At 57.1% G+C, this 14,658-nt stretch carries 8 protein-coding genes and 3 rRNA genes; 2 read left to right on the top strand and 9 right to left on the bottom strand.

The genetic code is table 11. The features are described from left to right. Window positions 1–16: 16 nt before the first annotated feature. From SR908_RS00055 to SR908_RS00040, 4 genes are all read right to left on the bottom strand, one after another. On the bottom strand, window positions 17–1,522 hold the full coding sequence (locus SR908_RS00055) for a fumarate hydratase (RefSeq protein ID WP_246921859.1): 1,506 nt from the start codon (window positions 1,520–1,522) through the stop codon (window positions 17–19). A gap of 190 nt (window positions 1,523–1,712) precedes the next feature. Then, entirely contained in the window at window positions 1,713–3,743 is a 2,031-nt protein-coding gene (gene uvrB, locus SR908_RS00050) for an excinuclease ABC subunit UvrB (protein WP_097023728.1), read from the bottom strand. Between the two features lie 54 nt (window positions 3,744–3,797). Beyond that, on the bottom strand, window positions 3,798–4,199 hold the full coding sequence (locus SR908_RS00045) for an OsmC family protein (RefSeq protein ID WP_246921857.1): 402 nt from the start codon (window positions 4,197–4,199) through the stop codon (window positions 3,798–3,800). A 20-nt stretch (window positions 4,200–4,219) separates the two neighbouring features. After that, complete coding sequence (locus SR908_RS00040; protein WP_040241062.1) at window positions 4,220–4,411, bottom strand: copper-exporting P-type ATPase CopA; 192 nt, start codon at window positions 4,409–4,411, stop codon at window positions 4,220–4,222. Window positions 4,412–4,568: 157 nt separating this feature from the next. Here SR908_RS00040 and ygfZ point away from each other — a divergent pair, with 157 nt between their 5' ends. Beyond that, on the top strand, window positions 4,569–5,615 hold the full coding sequence (gene ygfZ / locus SR908_RS00035; RefSeq protein WP_097023730.1) for a CAF17-like 4Fe-4S cluster assembly/insertion protein YgfZ: 1,047 nt from the start codon (window positions 4,569–4,571) through the stop codon (window positions 5,613–5,615). Here ygfZ and SR908_RS00030 read toward each other — a convergent pair. Beyond that, window positions 5,606–6,385, bottom strand: coding sequence for a TatD family hydrolase (locus tag SR908_RS00030; RefSeq protein WP_097023731.1), 780 nt, complete (start codon window positions 6,383–6,385; stop codon window positions 5,606–5,608). The genes ygfZ and SR908_RS00030 overlap by 10 nt on opposite strands. Window positions 6,386–6,450: 65 nt before the next feature. After that, window positions 6,451–8,040 (bottom strand): peptide chain release factor 3, encoded by a 1,590-nt coding sequence (locus tag SR908_RS00025; RefSeq protein WP_097023732.1) that lies wholly within the window; start codon window positions 8,038–8,040, stop codon window positions 6,451–6,453. Between the two features lie 206 nt (window positions 8,041–8,246). On the opposite strand from SR908_RS00025, the gene SR908_RS00020 reads away from it, so the two are divergent. After that, the gene (locus SR908_RS00020; protein WP_322527376.1) at window positions 8,247–9,236 is read left to right on the top strand and encodes an IS481 family transposase; all 990 of its coding nucleotides are present in this window, start codon (window positions 8,247–8,249) and stop codon (window positions 9,234–9,236) included. A 154-nt stretch (window positions 9,237–9,390) separates the two neighbouring features. On the opposite strand, the gene rrf is transcribed toward SR908_RS00020, so the two are convergent. The 3 genes from rrf to SR908_RS00005 form a co-directional block, all read right to left on the bottom strand. Beyond that, a 5S ribosomal RNA gene (gene rrf, locus SR908_RS00015) occupies window positions 9,391–9,506 on the bottom strand. 109 nt (window positions 9,507–9,615) lie between these two features. Beyond that, window positions 9,616–12,504 (bottom strand): 23S ribosomal RNA (locus SR908_RS00010). Window positions 12,505–12,669: 165 nt separating this feature from the next. Beyond that, window positions 12,670–14,209: ribosomal RNA gene (locus SR908_RS00005) — 16S ribosomal RNA — on the bottom strand. The 16S, 23S and 5S rRNA genes sit together here, the layout of an rRNA operon. Between the last annotated feature and the right edge of the window lie 449 nt (window positions 14,210–14,658).

Here is a 14,658-nt window from a genome sequence, read left to right as displayed (position 1 = left end):
AACGATCATCGCATGATCAGGCACTCGCGGCGATAATCTCTTTCCATTTCGCCGGACCGATCTGGTGGACCGATTCGCCTCGACTGTCGACGGCGACGGTCACTGGCATGTCTTCGACGTCAAACTCATAAATCGCCTCCATCCCAAGATCCTCGAAGGCGACCACACGGGATTTCTTGATCGCTTGGGCCACCAAGTATGCAGCCCCTCCCACTGCCATCAGGTAAACGGCTCCGTTGTCGCGGATCGCCTCGATCGCCATCGGTCCCCGTTCGGCCTTGCCGACCATCCCTTGGAGACCAGTCTGCTCGAGCATGGTCCGCGTGAACTTATCCATGCGCGTCGCAGTCGTGGGGCCAGCAGGACCGACGACTTCGTCGCCAACCGGATCGACAGGCCCTACGTAATAGATGAAGCGTCCACGCAAATCGACTGGCAGAGGCTCGCCTTTGGACAGCATATCAACCATGCGCTTGTGTGCGGCATCGCGGCCAGTCAGCAGCTTCCCATTGAGCAGCAGCGTATCGCCCGGCTGCCAGGAGGCCGCTTCTTCCGCTGTGACTGTGTCCAGGTTCACTCGCTTGACGTTGTCACCCGTTTCACGTGTGATTTGCGGCCAGTCTTCCAGCGTCGGAACGGGCAGTGACGCTGTACCGCTGCCATCCAGCGTAAAATGAACGTGGCGTGTAGCTGCGCAGTTGGGAATGATAGCGACCGGTTTATTGGCAGCGTGGGTGGGATAATCTTTGACCTTGATATCGAGCACGGTGGTCAGTCCACCCAACCCTTGCGCACCGATGCCGGTGCGGTTGACTTGCTCGAAGAGTTCGAGACGCAGCTCCTCCGCACGATTCACAGCACCACGTGCCTTTAGATCCTGAATGTCGATGGGATCGAGCAAGGCTTCCTTGGCGAGTTCCATGGCCTTTTCAGCGGTGCCGCCGATGCCAATGCCGAGCATGCCCGGCGGGCACCACCCCGCTCCCATCTTGGGTAACTGCTCCAAGACCCACTCGGCGACATTGTCGGAGGGATTGAGCATCGCAAACTTGGACTTGGCTTCGCTCCCACCCCCTTTTGCCGCGACGTGGATCTCAACCTTGTCGCCGGGGACCAGCTTGTGATGGATGACTGCTGGCGTGTTGTCGCCGGTATTCTGACGCTTGCCATCAGGATCGGACAATACCGAGGCACGCAGGACATTATCGGGGAGCTTATACGCCTGGCGGACACCCTCGTTGATCATGTCGTCGAGGCTCATATCGGCTTCCCAGCGTACGTTCATACCAATCTCGACGAATACTGTCACGATGCCTGTATCCTGACAGATCGGTCGATGACCCTCGGCACACATTCGAGAGTTGATCAGAATCTGAGCGATAGCATCGCGAGCGGCGGGATTCTCCTCACGTAGATACGCCTCGTGCATGGCGTCGATGAAGTCTTTGGGATGGTAGTAAGAAATAAACTGCAAAGCATCGGCCACGCTCTGGATTACATCATCCTGGCGTATCACGGTCATGAAAGAGGCTCCTTATTGTAGGTAACACCTCGCGAGGGGCCCGTCAGGAAACGTCGCGAGAAACAAACGCAGGATTATACCGAAAATGAGCGATTACGCTTGAGGTAATCGCCCAAAGTCTACAAGGATGATGAGTGCTTTTTTTGATGAGTTGGAGTAGGAGATAACGGTATAAAATTATAGATCGCCATTACCCCAATTCAAGCAACCGTGCCTTCAGGGATTGCAGCTGATCGCGCAGCCGCGTGGCTTCTTCAAACTCCAGATTTTGCGCCGCTTCATGCATGGCGTCCTCGAGCTTGCCGATTTCCCGCGTCAGGCCTGCGGCATCCATCTGATTGAGCTGCTCGGCACTGTAGTCGCCCGGGGCTTCGGCGACACGCTTGTCGGGGCGCTTATGTCCCGTTTTCTTACCAGGTGTCTGAGCCCCTTCCATGATGTCGGCAACCGACTTCGTCACCGTCTTGGGCGTGATGTCATTCTCTTCGTTGAACGCGATCTGCTTTTCACGACGGCGTTCGGTTTCATCCATCGCCCGACGCATCGAATCCGTGATCCGGTCACCGTAAAGAATCGCCTTGCCGTGCGCGTTACGCGCCGCACGCCCGATGGTCTGAATCAGTGAACGTTCAGCGCGCAGGAAGCCCTCCTTATCGGCATCGAGTATCGCCACCAACGAGACTTCCGGGATATCTAGCCCCTCTCGCAGCAGGTTGATGCCTACGAGCACATCAAATTTCCCCAGCCGCAAGTCGCGAATGATTTCGATGCGCTCAACGGTATCGATATCGGAGTGCAGGTAGCGAACACGGACATCGTGCTCGTCGAAATACTCGGTGAGATCTTCGGCCATGCGTTTGGTCAACGTTGTCACCAGAACGCGCTCCCCTACATCGGCACGCAGCCGAATCTCGGAGAGCAAATCATCTACCTGCGTACCTGCCGGCCGCACTTCGATTTCGGGATCGACCAAGCCAGTGGGACGCACGACCTGCTCGACGACCTGGCCTGCATGTTCTGCTTCATACTTGCCCGGCGTCGCAGAAACAAAGGTAGCCTGCGGGCAGATACGCTCCCATTCCTCGAACTTCATTGGACGATTGTCCAATGCCGAGGGTAGCCGGAAGCCGTATTCGACCAGCGTTTCCTTGCGTGAACGGTCCCCCTTGTACATACCGCCCACTTGGGGAACGCTGACGTGAGATTCATCGATGAACAACAGCGCGTCATCCGGGAGATAATCGAAGAACGTCGGGGGTGGCTCGCCCGGCGCGCGGCCCGAAAGATAGCGCGAGTAGTTCTCGATGCCGTTGCAATATCCCAGTTCGAGCATCATTTCGATGTCATAAAGCGTACGCTGCTCAAGACGCTGGGCTTCGACGAGCTTGTCGTTCTTGCGCAACCAGTCCAACCGCTCGGCCAGCTCGGCCTTGATGTCATCCACGGCGCCGAGAATCGTCTCACGCGGTGTCACGTAGTGGCTCTTGGGATAAATCGTCATACGCGGCACCTTGCCACGCACTTCGCCGGTCAGAGGGTCGAACAGGCTGATGGTCTCGATCTCGTCATCGAAAAGCTCCACCCTCACTGCTTCGTCTTCCGCATCTGCCGGGAAGACGTCGATGACATCTCCTCTAACGCGATAGGTCCCGCGACGAAAATCCATGTCGTTGCGGGTATATTGCAGTTCGGCGAGGCGCCGCAGGAAGGTACGCTGATCGATCAGTTCGCCACGATTGAAGTGCAAACGCATCTTCAAGTACTGATCGGGATCACCCAAGCCGTAAATGGCCGAGACGGATACCACGATCAGCGAATCACGACGCTCCAGAAGCGCTTTGGTCGCCGAGAGACGCATCTGCTCGATATGGTCGTTGATCGAGGCATCCTTCTCGATGAAGGTGTCCGACGACGGCACATAGGCTTCCGGCTGATAGTAGTCGTAATACGAAACGAAATACTCGACCGCGTTATCGGGGAAAAAGCTCTTGAACTCGCCGTAAAGCTGGGCGGCTAACGTCTTGTTCGGGGCCATCACAATGGTCGGACGCTGTAGGCGCTCCACCACGTTGGCCATGGTGAACGTTTTCCCGGACCCGGTGACACCGAGCAGTGTTTGATGCGCAAGTCCAGCATTGTAGCCATGTATCAGGCCTTCAATAGCCGCCGGCTGATCGCCTGCAGGCTGGAATTGCGACTGAATGCGAAAGGGTTTGCTCATGAGTCTCACATAAGGGCGAGGTAAGGGCCGTTCAAGCCTTGACCGCGGTTGCGGTCAGGCTGGGCGTGTAGTGATGTCCACCTCGCTGGCGGTCATCAGGCGTTGTATCGGGCAGCGATCGGCAATCTCGAGCAGACGGTTCAGCGTCTCAGGATCATCGACCCCCTCAAACGCCAGGGTAACGGTAAGCCGGTAATGACCTCGGGCCTCATCACTGGCGTCACGCTCGACGGTCGCGGTGATCGTTTCCACGGGCAATTGCTTACGTCGCGCGTACATCAGGGCCGTCATGGCCTTGCACGCACCGAGCGACAGATCGAAATAGTCGTGCGGATCAGGCGCACTTTCATCCCCGCCCACCTCTCGCGGAGCATCCACCGCCAACGCCGAAAATTCCTTTACCGTCGCCTGCTGGCGAAGCGAGCCGTCGCGCTGCGTGATGACCGTGATCGTCATGGCTACCTCTCGTGTGACAGTCAGTGTGCCTTGTACCCCAGCGCCTGGATGGTTTGCAGCAACGCCTCGCGCCGCACGCGCCCTTCCACGTCGGCGCCATGACGGCCGACCTCGGCCTCCTCGACGCCGTCCATCTCCATAAGGGCCGTGGTGATGCGATTGACATCCTCGGCACTGTCGACCTGCTCGAAGGTCAGTGCTATACGCGCCATGGGGTCTTCTCCATTCGTTCATTCGTTTGCCGGGGAGTTTATCATGGCACAACGATGGTGCCGCGGTGGTTGGAAAATCCCTTGCCCGCCCTGATATTCGAGGATGGCATTTGAATACAGTCGAGCGACCGCCGCGTTCGCGATACGGAGTTATTCCATGAACGATTGGATCAGTCATCTTGAAACGCAAGGGCTAGTGCGTGCAGCAGAGAATGAGTGGCACTTCGGCGAGGCCGTGTCCCAGGCTCACGTGCCTTTGTCGTCCACGGCAATTGCCCCGTTGCCACAGTACTCGATCATGGAAATTGCCGGTCCCGATGCCGAACGTTTTCTCCAGGGGCAGACCAGCGCCCAGGTTGAACTTGCCAATGGCGAGTTCGCGCCTTTAACGGCATTTTGCTCGCCCAAGGGGCGCATGCTTGCCAACGGCCAATTGATGCGTGTGGACGAGACACGCTATTGGCTCCTGCTGGATATCGGCGTAGTAGACCCGTTGCACGCGCACCTCGCGAAATACGCGCCCTTTTACAAGGTCGAGATCACGCGGCCGGAAACACAGATATTCGGCGTGCTGGGTGAGAACGCGGCAGCTCAGGTCGAAGCACAACTCGATGCCACTCCCCCTGACACATGGGCCATGGCTCAAAGCGAGGCTGCGGTCATACTACACCACCCAGGCCCGATGCCTCGCTTCATGATCGTCGCTCCCGAGGCCACGGCCTTGCCCCTATGGAAGGCTTTCGAGAACATCGCAACGCCCGTCGGCAACGCCGTATGGCGTCTGCAGGATATCCAAGCCGGACTCGCCTGGTTGGGCGATGCGCAACGTGACAGTTATCTTCCGCAGATGATCAACTGGGAAGCCTTGGGTGGTATCAGCTTTCGCAAAGGGTGTTACACCGGACAAGAAGTGGTCGCGCGTTCGCATTTCCGTGGCCAGGTCAAGAAACGTCTGCTGCGTGCTCAACTGGAAAGCGACACGCTACCGACGCTCGGAACGCCCGTACACGACACTAACGGCAAATCTCAAGGCGACGTCGTGTGCGCTGCCCTGAACGCTGACGGAAAAGCCGAAGTACTCGCTATCATTACGCAGCGCGATGAACCTCGCGAGCTCAACATCGATGGCGTTCCACTCAAGCGTCTAGCGTTACCCTATGCGATCGAACGCGTCGATCCAGAAAGTATGTCTCTTCAGGCTTGATGTGGCACCAATCCGAATAGGCGGCGCGCGGTGGCGGTGCTCTGCATTGCCACCGCGGCATAGGACTGTTCTCGGAGCTCAGACACCGTTTCACACACAGCATGAACTCGGGCTGGCTCATTGCGTCGCCCTTGCTCGCCGTACAGCGGCATATCCGGGCTATCGGTCTCGAGGACATAACCATCGTCGGGCAGCGAACGTATAGCGCGCCGTAGGCGCTTAGCGCGTGCATAGGTCGCGCCCCCGCCGATCCCCAGAACGAAGCCCGCCTCCAGGAAGCCTTGAGCCTGTTCGGGGCTCCCCGAGAACGCGTGTATCAGGCCACCGGCAGGCAATGCGAGCTGGCGCAAGCGCTTTACCACTTGATCGTTGGCCTGGACACAGTGAATCACAACCGGCAGGTGGCGCCGCTTAGCGATGCGTAATTGCGCATCGAAGAGTTGCCATTGGCGATCGAGATCATCAAGACGCGCGTCGATGCCACATTCGCCGAGGGCGACGGTATCCGGGTAGGCGTCGAGCTGGGCTTCAAGAGCGTTAGTATCTTCGGGCGTATGGGCCTGAAGAAAGTAAGGGTGCAACCCATAGCAGACACTGATCTCTGAACGTCGCCCAAGAGCGGCTACCTGTGGCCAACGCTCACGCGTCGTCCCCGGAACAATGTAATGTCCCACTCCAGCCTTGGCCGCACGCGCCAGTACAGCATCGCGGTCTTCATCGAAGACATCGAAATCGAGATGACAATGGGCATCGATCAGAGTCGCAGACATGGTGTGCCTCTCTCGCCGACGCATACGATGGGGATGAGTCGGCGAAGACGAAATGCTAGCGGGACTTAGTGTTCGCGCGTGGCTCGGAATTCAACGTCCGGCCAACGCTCCTGTGTCATCTGCAGGTTGACGCGCGTCGGCGCCAGATAAGTGAGATAGTCTCCACCGTCCCAGGCAAGGTTGGTGCTGGCCTTGCGCTTCAGCTCATCAAGCATCTTGGCATCGTTGCAATATACCCAACGCGCGGTTTGTACGTTGACCGGCTCATAAAGGCAATCGACCTTGTACTCCTGCTTCAGGCGATGCGCGACGACATCGAACTGTAGTGACCCGACGGCACCGACAATCAAGTCGTTGTTGTCCATCGGCATGAACACCTGCGTCGCGCCCTCCTCCGAGAGCTGCTTCAACCCTTTTTGCAGGGCCTTCATCTTGAGCGGATCACGCAATCGCACACGTTTGAAAAGCTCGGGCGCAAAGTGCGGAATACCCGTGAAGCGCATATCCTCGTTCAGAGTGAAGGTATCGCCGATCTGAATCGTGCCATGGTTATGCAATCCGATGATGTCGCCGGGCCACGCTTCTTCGACATGAGAACGGTCAGATGCCATGAACGTCAGTGCATCGGCAATCTTGACGTCTTTACCAATGCGCACGTGGCGCATCTTCATGTTCTTGTCGTACTTCCCTGAACACACCCGTAAGAAGGCAACCCGGTCACGGTGCTTGGGATCCATATTAGCCTGGATCTTGAACACGAAACCGGTGAAACGTTCGTCACTTGCTTCTACGGTGCGCTTATTGGTATCGCGGGCTAACGGTGAGGGCGCATATTCGACGAAACCATCGAGCATTTCACGCACCCCGAAATTCCCCATGGCCGTTCCAAAGTACACCGGGGTGAGATCGCCGCGGCGGTATGCATCAAGATCGAAAGTATGAGACGCGCCGCGAACCAACTCGACTTCCGCCCGTAATTCCTCCGCAGCATCCTTGCCCAATGTTTCCTCGACCTCGGGGCTATCGAGCCCTTCGATGCGTAGATCTTCCGGGATCCGGTTGCCTTGGCCCTGCTTGTAAAGGTGAATGACATCATTGTAGAGGTGATAGACGCCACGAAAATGGCGCCCCATCCCCACCGGCCAAGTCATCGGGGCACACTGAATGTTCAGTACCGTCTCGACTTCATCCATCACCTCGACCGGGTCACGGATATCACGGTCCATCTTATTGATGAATGTCAGAATTGGCGTCGTCCGCAAACGACAGACATCCATCAGCTTGATAGTACGGTCCTCGACCCCTTTGGCGCCATCGATCACCATCAGCGCCGAATCCACGGCCGTCAGCGTTCGGTAAGTATCCTCGGAAAAGTCTTCGTGGCCAGGCGTATCGAGCAAATTGACGATCCGACCGTTGTACGGGAACTGCATCACGGAAGTCGTTACCGAGATGCCACGCTCCTGCTCCATCTTCATCCAATCGGAGGTCGCATGACGTTCATCGCGCTTGCTCTTGACCGAGCCAGCGAGCTGAATCGCGTTGCCAAACAGGAGCATTTTTTCGGTAATGGTGGTCTTGCCGGCGTCGGGGTGCGAGATAATGGCGAAGGTCCGGCGTAATTCTGCTTCTTTAGCCACTTGAGTGTCTGACATCGATATACTTCGCTGATTTGCGGCAGTCGATGCTGATAAAGCATCTGACTGAAAAGAGTGGATTCTTGCCGCGAATTGTACTGCTTAGACGTGCATGTGGGTAGAGGCCCATAAATGTAGGGTCCCGGATGATCAGATGAGCTATAGAAGTTATCCTTTGCTGGCCGCCAAGGAGCTTCTTCACCAGTTCATCCGGGAGCAAGGATATGGACATCAAGCTACATAAACAGGCGACCACCACTCCGAAGATCCGGGCCGAGATCCAGGCAGCGCCTTCCAGCATCAGCGACAGCGAGCTAGCACGCCAGTACGGCGTCGCCGTCTCGACCATCCGGCGCTGGCGGTACCGTGACGATGTCCAGGACCGACCGCACACGCGTCACAACCTGCTGGCCACGCTCACTTCCGAACAGGAAGAGGTGCTGATCGCGGCGCGCGAATTCCTGCGCCTCGGCCTGGATGATCTGCTCGTCGTGGCGCGTGAGTTCCTCAATCCTGGCTTGTCGCGTTCTGGTCTGCATCGCATGCTCAAGCGGCGCGAGGTGCCGACACTGGCAGAGCTGTCTAGACGGGACGCGGGCGACGATGAGAAACCCCGGCACAAGCCCTTCAAAGATTATGAGCCGGGCTACGTGCACATCGACATCAAGCACCTGCCCCGGATGCCCGATGAGGAGCAAAAACGCTACCTGTACGTCGCCATCGATCGCGCCACGCGCTGGGTCCATCTGGAGGTGAGACGCAGCCAGTCCGCGAAGGATGCGCGGGCGTTCATGAAGCGGGTGGAGGAGAAGGCTCCCTTCCAGGTCCAGACGGTACTGACCGACAACGGCAAGTCATTCACCGATCGCTTCACGCGGGCGGGGGAGCGCAAGCCCAGCGGGAATCACCCGTTTGACCAAGAGTGCCAGGCCCTTGGTATCGAGCACCGTCTGATCAAGCCGGGAAGACCGCAGACAAACGGCATGGTGGAGCGCTTCAACGGCCGTATCAGCGATGTGCTGGCGACTCGGCGCTATACCTCAGGCGAGGACCTGGAGCAGACGCTCAAACGCTACACCTGGCTGTACAATCACCACATCCCGCAGAAGGCGCTGCACCATCAATCACCGATTGCGATGATGAAGGAATGGCAGACCAAGCGTCCTGAGTTATTTACCAAGCGGGTAGTCAATCACACGGGACCCGACACATAAACGACAAAACCCCAACTTCGAATGAAGCTGGGGTTTTAGACGCAATGCCTGACGATACTCGGGCCGGCCAACCGGTGGGCGGCGTTCCGGGACTCGCCATGGGGAGGCCCCTAAACGAGTGAACCCCGACCAAGGGCCGGGGTTCGAAATAAATGCCTGACGATGACCTACTCTCGCATGGGGAAGCCCCACACTACCATCGGCGCTAAGCGGTTTCACTGCTGAGTTCGGCATGGGATCAGGTGGGACACGCTCGCTATGGTCGTCAGGCGAAACGGGTGTCATGGCCCCTCGGGCCACGACGCAATCGGGAATAAGCTGACGCGATCGTCTCACACGCATCCGGGATCGGCTCGTCACCAGACCCTTTGGGTGTTATATGGTCAAGCCTCACGGGCCATTAGTACACGTTAGCTCAACGCCTTGCAGCGCTTCCACACCGTGCCTATCAACCAGCTGGTCTCGCTGGGCCCTTCAGGAGGCTCGAGGCCTCGGGGAGATCTCATCTTGAAGGGGGCTTCCCGCTTAGATGCTTTCAGCGGTTATCCCGTCCGCACATAGCTACCCGGCAATGCCACTGGCGTGACAACCGGAACACCAGAGGTGCGTCCACTCCGGTCCTCTCGTACTAGGAGCAGCCCTTCTCAAATCTCCAACGCCCACGGCAGATAGGGACCGAACTGTCTCACGACGTTCTAAACCCAGCTCGCGTACCACTTTAAATGGCGAACAGCCATACCCTTGGGACCGACTTCAGCCCCAGGATGTGATGAGCCGACATCGAGGTGCCAAACACCGCCGTCGATGTGAACTCTTGGGCGGTATCAGCCTGTTATCCCCGGAGTACCTTTTATCCGTTGAGCGATGGCCCTTCCATACAGAACCACCGGATCACTAGAACCTGCTTTCGCACCTGCTCGACGTGTCTGTCTCGCAGTCAAGCACCCTTATGCTCTTGCACTCGATGCACGATTTCCAACCGTGCTGAGGGTACCTTCGTGCTCCTCCGTTACGCTTTGGGAGGAGACCGCCCCAGTCAAACTACCCACCACACACTGTCCTCGACCCGGATAACGGGCCCAAGTTAGAACGCCAATGATGCCAGGCTGGTATTTCAAGGGTGGCTCCCCTGGGACTGGCGTCCCAGGTTCCAAGCCTCCCAGCTATCCTACACAAGCAACATCAGCATCCAGTGTGAAGCTATAGTAAAGGTTCACGGGGTCTTTCCGTCTAGCCGCGGGGACACCGCATCTTCACGGCGATTTCAATTTCACTGAGTCTCGGGTGGAGACAGCGTGGCCATCATTACGCCATTCGTGCAGGTCGGAACTTACCCGACAAGGAATTTCGCTACCTTAGGACCGTTATAGTTACGGCCGCCGTTTACCGGGGCTTCGATCAAGCGCTTCGCCGGAGCTAACGCCATCAATTAACCTTCCGGCACCGGGCAGGCGTCACACCCTATACGTCCGCTTACGCGTTAGCAGAGTGCTGTGTTTTTAATAAACAGTTGCAGCCACCTGGTATCTTCGACCGGCTCGAGCTCAGGACGCGAAGTCCGTCACCCTATGCCGGCGCACCTTCTCCCGAAGTTACGGTGCCATTTTGCCTAGTTCCTTCACCCGAGTTCTCTCAAGCGCCTTGGGATTCTCACCCTGACCACCTGTGTCGGTTTGGGGTACGGTCGCATGTGATCTGAAGCTTAGAGGCTTTTCCTGGAAGCGTGGCATCGATGACTTCCAGACCGTAGTCTGTTCGTCTCGCCTCTCGGCCTTGAGGATCCGGATTTCCCTGAACCCTCGGCCTACCGGCTTTCACCAGGACAACCAACGCCTGGCTCACCTAGCCTTCTTCGTCCCCCCATCGCAATCACATCCGGTACGGGAATATTAACCCGTTTCCCATCGACTACGCCTTTCGGCCTCGCCTTAGGGGCCGACTCACTCTGCTCCGATTGACGTCGAACAGAAACCCTTGGTCTTCCGGCGTGCGGGGTTTTCACCCGCATTATCGTTACTCATGTCAGCATTCGCACTCGTGATATCTCCAGCGCGCTTCTCAACGCCCCTTCACAGACTTACACGACGCTCCTCTACCACTCATCCAGAGGATGAGTCCGTAGCTTCGGCACCTGGTTTGAGCCCCGTTACATCTTCCGCGCAGGCCGACTCGACTAGTGAGCTATTACGCTTTCTTTAAAGGATGGCTGCTTCTAAGCCAACCTCCTAGCTGTCTAAGCCTTCCCACATCGTTTCCCACTTAACCAGAATTTGGGGGCCTTAGCTGACGGTCTGGGTTGTTTCCCTTTTCACAACGGACGTTAGCACCCGCTGTGTGTCTCCCACGCTGCACTCATCGGTATTCGGAGTTTGCCTCGGGTTGGTAAGCCGGGATGGCCCCCTAGCCGAAACAGTGCTCTACCCCCGACGGTGATACGTGAGGCGCTACCTAAATAGCTTTCGAGGAGAACCAGCTATCTCCGGGCTTGATTAGCCTTTCACTCCGATCCACAGCTCATCCCAGCATTTTTCAACATACTTGGGTTCGAGCCTCCAGTCAGTGTTACCTGACCTTCACTCTGGCCATGGATAGATCGCCCGGTTTCGGGTCTATATCCAGCGACTCATCGCCCTGTTAAGACTCGGTTTCCCTACGCCTCCCCTAGTCGGTTAAGCTCGCCACTGAATATAAGTCGCTGACCCATTATACAAAAGGTACGCAGTCACAGAACAAGTCTGCTCCTACTGCTTGTACGCATACGGTTTCAGGATCTATTTCACTCCCCTCGCCGGGGTTCTTTTCGCCTTTCCCTCACGGTACTGGTTCACTATCGGTCAGCCAGGAGTATTTAGCCTTGGAGGATGGTCCCCCCGTCTTCAGTCAAGGTTTCACGTGCCCCGACCTACTCGATTTCACCAATGCGGGTTTTCGGTTACGGGGCTATCACCCACTATGGCCGGCCTTTCCAGGCCGTTCACCTAACCGTGCATTGACTTAAGGGCTAGTCCCCGTTCGCTCGCCGCTACTTAGGGAATCTCGGTTGATTTCTTTTCCTCGGGGTACTTAGATGTTTCAGTTCCCCCGGTTCGCCTCCCAACCCCTATGAATTCAGGGTGGGATACCCAGCTGATGCTGGGTGGGTTTCCCCATTCAGAGATGCCCGGGTCGTAGGTTGTTTGCCACCTCACCGAGCCTTATCGCAGGCTACAACGTCTTTCATCGCCTCTGGCTGCCTAGGCATCCACCGTATGCGCTTCATCGCTTGACCATATAACCCCAAAGGGTCTGGCCTGGCGACGAACACGATTTTGCCGGATACGCTTGAGACGTATCGTCTTGCTTTGTCAGCTTATTCCACATTGTTAAAGAGCATTGCTCTATTCGATCAGGTAATTCATTGTGAGCGCTTACCCAGGGGGGATGCGCGGTCGTTTAAGGAGGTGATCCAGCCGCAGGTTCCCCTACGGCTACCTTGTTACGACTTCACCCCAGTCATGAACCACACCGTGGTGATCGCTCTCCCGAAGGTTAAGCTAACCACTTCTGGTGCAGTCCACTTCCATGGTGTGACGGGCGGTGTGTACAAGGCCCGGGAACGTATTCACCGTGCCATTCTGATGCACGATTACTAGCGATTCCGACTTCGCGGAGTCGAGTTGCAGACTCCGATCCGGACTGAGACCGGCTTTTCGGGATTAGCTTCAGCTCGCGCTTTCGCAACCCTTTGTACCGGCCATTGTAGCACGTGTGTAGCCCTACCCGTAAGGGCCATGATGACTTGACGTCGTCCCCACCTTCCTCCGGTTTGTCACCGGCAGTCTCCCTAGAGTTCCCGACCGAATCGCTGGCAAATAGGGACAAGGGTTGCGCTCGTTACGGGACTTAACCCAACATTTCACAACACGAGCTGACGACAGCCATGCAGCACCTGTCTCTGCGCTCCCGAAGGCACCCCGGAATCTCTTCCGGGTTCGCAGGATGTCAAGGGTAGGTAAGGTTCTTCGCGTTGCATCGAATTAAACCACATGCTCCACCGCTTGTGCGGGCCCCCGTCAATTCATTTGAGTTTTAACCTTGCGGCCGTACTCCCCAGGCGGTCGACTTATCGCGTTAACTGCGCCACTAAGTCCTCAAGGGACCCAACGGCTAGTCGACATCGTTTACGGCGTGGACTACCAGGGTATCTAATCCTGTTTGCTACCCACGCTTTCGCACCTCAGCGTCAGTGTCAGTCCAGAAGGCCGCCTTCGCCACTGGTATTCCTCCCGATCTCTACGCATTTCACCGCTACACCGGGAATTCTACCTTCCTCTCCTGCACTCTAGCCTGCCCGTTCCGGATGCCGTTCCCAGGTTGAGCCCGGGGCTTTCACACCCGGCGTGACACGCCGCCTACGCGCGCTTTACGCCCAGTAATTCCGATTAACGCTTGCACCCTCCGTATTACCGCGGCTGCTGGCACGGAGTTAGCCGGTGCTTCTTCTGCGAGTGATGTCGTCCGTACCGGGTATTGGCCGGCACGCTTTCTTCCTCGCTGAAAGTGCTTTACAACCCGAAAGCCTTCTTCACACACGCGGCATGGCTGGATCAGGCTTTCGCCCATTGTCCAATATTCCCCACTGCTGCCTCCCGTAGGAGTCCGGGCCGTGTCTCAGTCCCGGTGTGGCTGATCATCCTCTCAGACCAGCTACGGATCGTCGCCTTGGTAAGCCGTTACCTTACCAACAAGCTAATCCGACATAGGCTCATCCAATCGCGCGAGGTCCGAAGAGCCCCCGCTTTCTCCCGTAGGACGTATGCGGTATTAGCCTGAGTTTCCTCAGGTTATCCCCCACGACTGGGTAGATTCCTATGCATTACTCACCCGTCCGCCGCTCGACGCCTCCTAGCAAGCTAGGATCGTTTCCGCTCGACTTGCATGTGTTAGGCCTGCCGCCAGCGTTCAATCTGAGCCATGATCAAACTCTTCAGTTGAAAGTCTGATAGTCCGTTGAGCGGACCAAACTTGGTTCAAGACTAAAACGTTCTCAAAAAGATCCGAAGATCCTTGACGAGTCGTTTGCCTTGATAGGTCGTGACTGGCACCCCTATCCTGAGCAAACGCCCACATGAATTACCTGATCGATTGTTAAAGAGCTGCTTGCGTGTGCCCGATGGGCGCCTCGCAAGGAAGGCGTATTCTACCGAAAGCGCCGTGATTGTCAAGGCGTTAGCCGAGGTGACAATCGCTGACATCGCCTTGAACCGCGGCGTTGTCAGGGGCCTTTCGAGGTGCGGCGCATTTTACCGAATCCGGCGTCACTGTCAAGCGAGAAAAACCAACCAACGATTCGAATTTCTCAAGCACGTCAGCCACTTGCGCTACCCTTCCACCGCTGGCCACGAGGTCCGTCGCCGGCAGCGGATGCGTACTTTACGGACCT

The organism is Chromohalobacter canadensis (assembly GCF_034479555.1).
GTDB lineage: Bacteria > Pseudomonadota > Gammaproteobacteria > Pseudomonadales > Halomonadaceae > Chromohalobacter > Chromohalobacter canadensis.
Note: the sequence above shows the minus strand (reverse complement) of the source record. Positions and strands in the feature narration are given on the sequence as shown.

What these genes read in the sequence shown, in the direction of transcription:
- SR908_RS00055 (WP_246921859.1), bottom strand. Translation starts at nt 1,522, where the DNA reads ATGACCGTGATACGCCAGGATGATGTAATCCAGAGCGTGGCCGATGCT.
- uvrB (WP_097023728.1), bottom strand. Translation starts at nt 3,743, where the DNA reads ATGAGCAAACCCTTTCGCATTCAGTCGCAATTCCAGCCTGCAGGCGAT.
- SR908_RS00045 (WP_246921857.1), bottom strand. Translation starts at nt 4,199, where the DNA reads ATGACGATCACGGTCATCACGCAGCGCGACGGCTCGCTTCGCCAGCAG.
- SR908_RS00040 (WP_040241062.1), bottom strand. Translation starts at nt 4,411, where the DNA reads ATGGCGCGTATAGCACTGACCTTCGAGCAGGTCGACAGTGCCGAGGAT.
- ygfZ (WP_097023730.1), top strand. Translation starts at nt 4,569, where the DNA reads ATGAACGATTGGATCAGTCATCTTGAAACGCAAGGGCTAGTGCGTGCA.
- SR908_RS00030 (WP_097023731.1), bottom strand. Translation starts at nt 6,385, where the DNA reads ATGTCTGCGACTCTGATCGATGCCCATTGTCATCTCGATTTCGATGTC.
- SR908_RS00025 (WP_097023732.1), bottom strand. Translation starts at nt 8,040, where the DNA reads ATGTCAGACACTCAAGTGGCTAAAGAAGCAGAATTACGCCGGACCTTC.
- SR908_RS00020 (WP_322527376.1), top strand. Translation starts at nt 8,247, where the DNA reads ATGGACATCAAGCTACATAAACAGGCGACCACCACTCCGAAGATCCGG.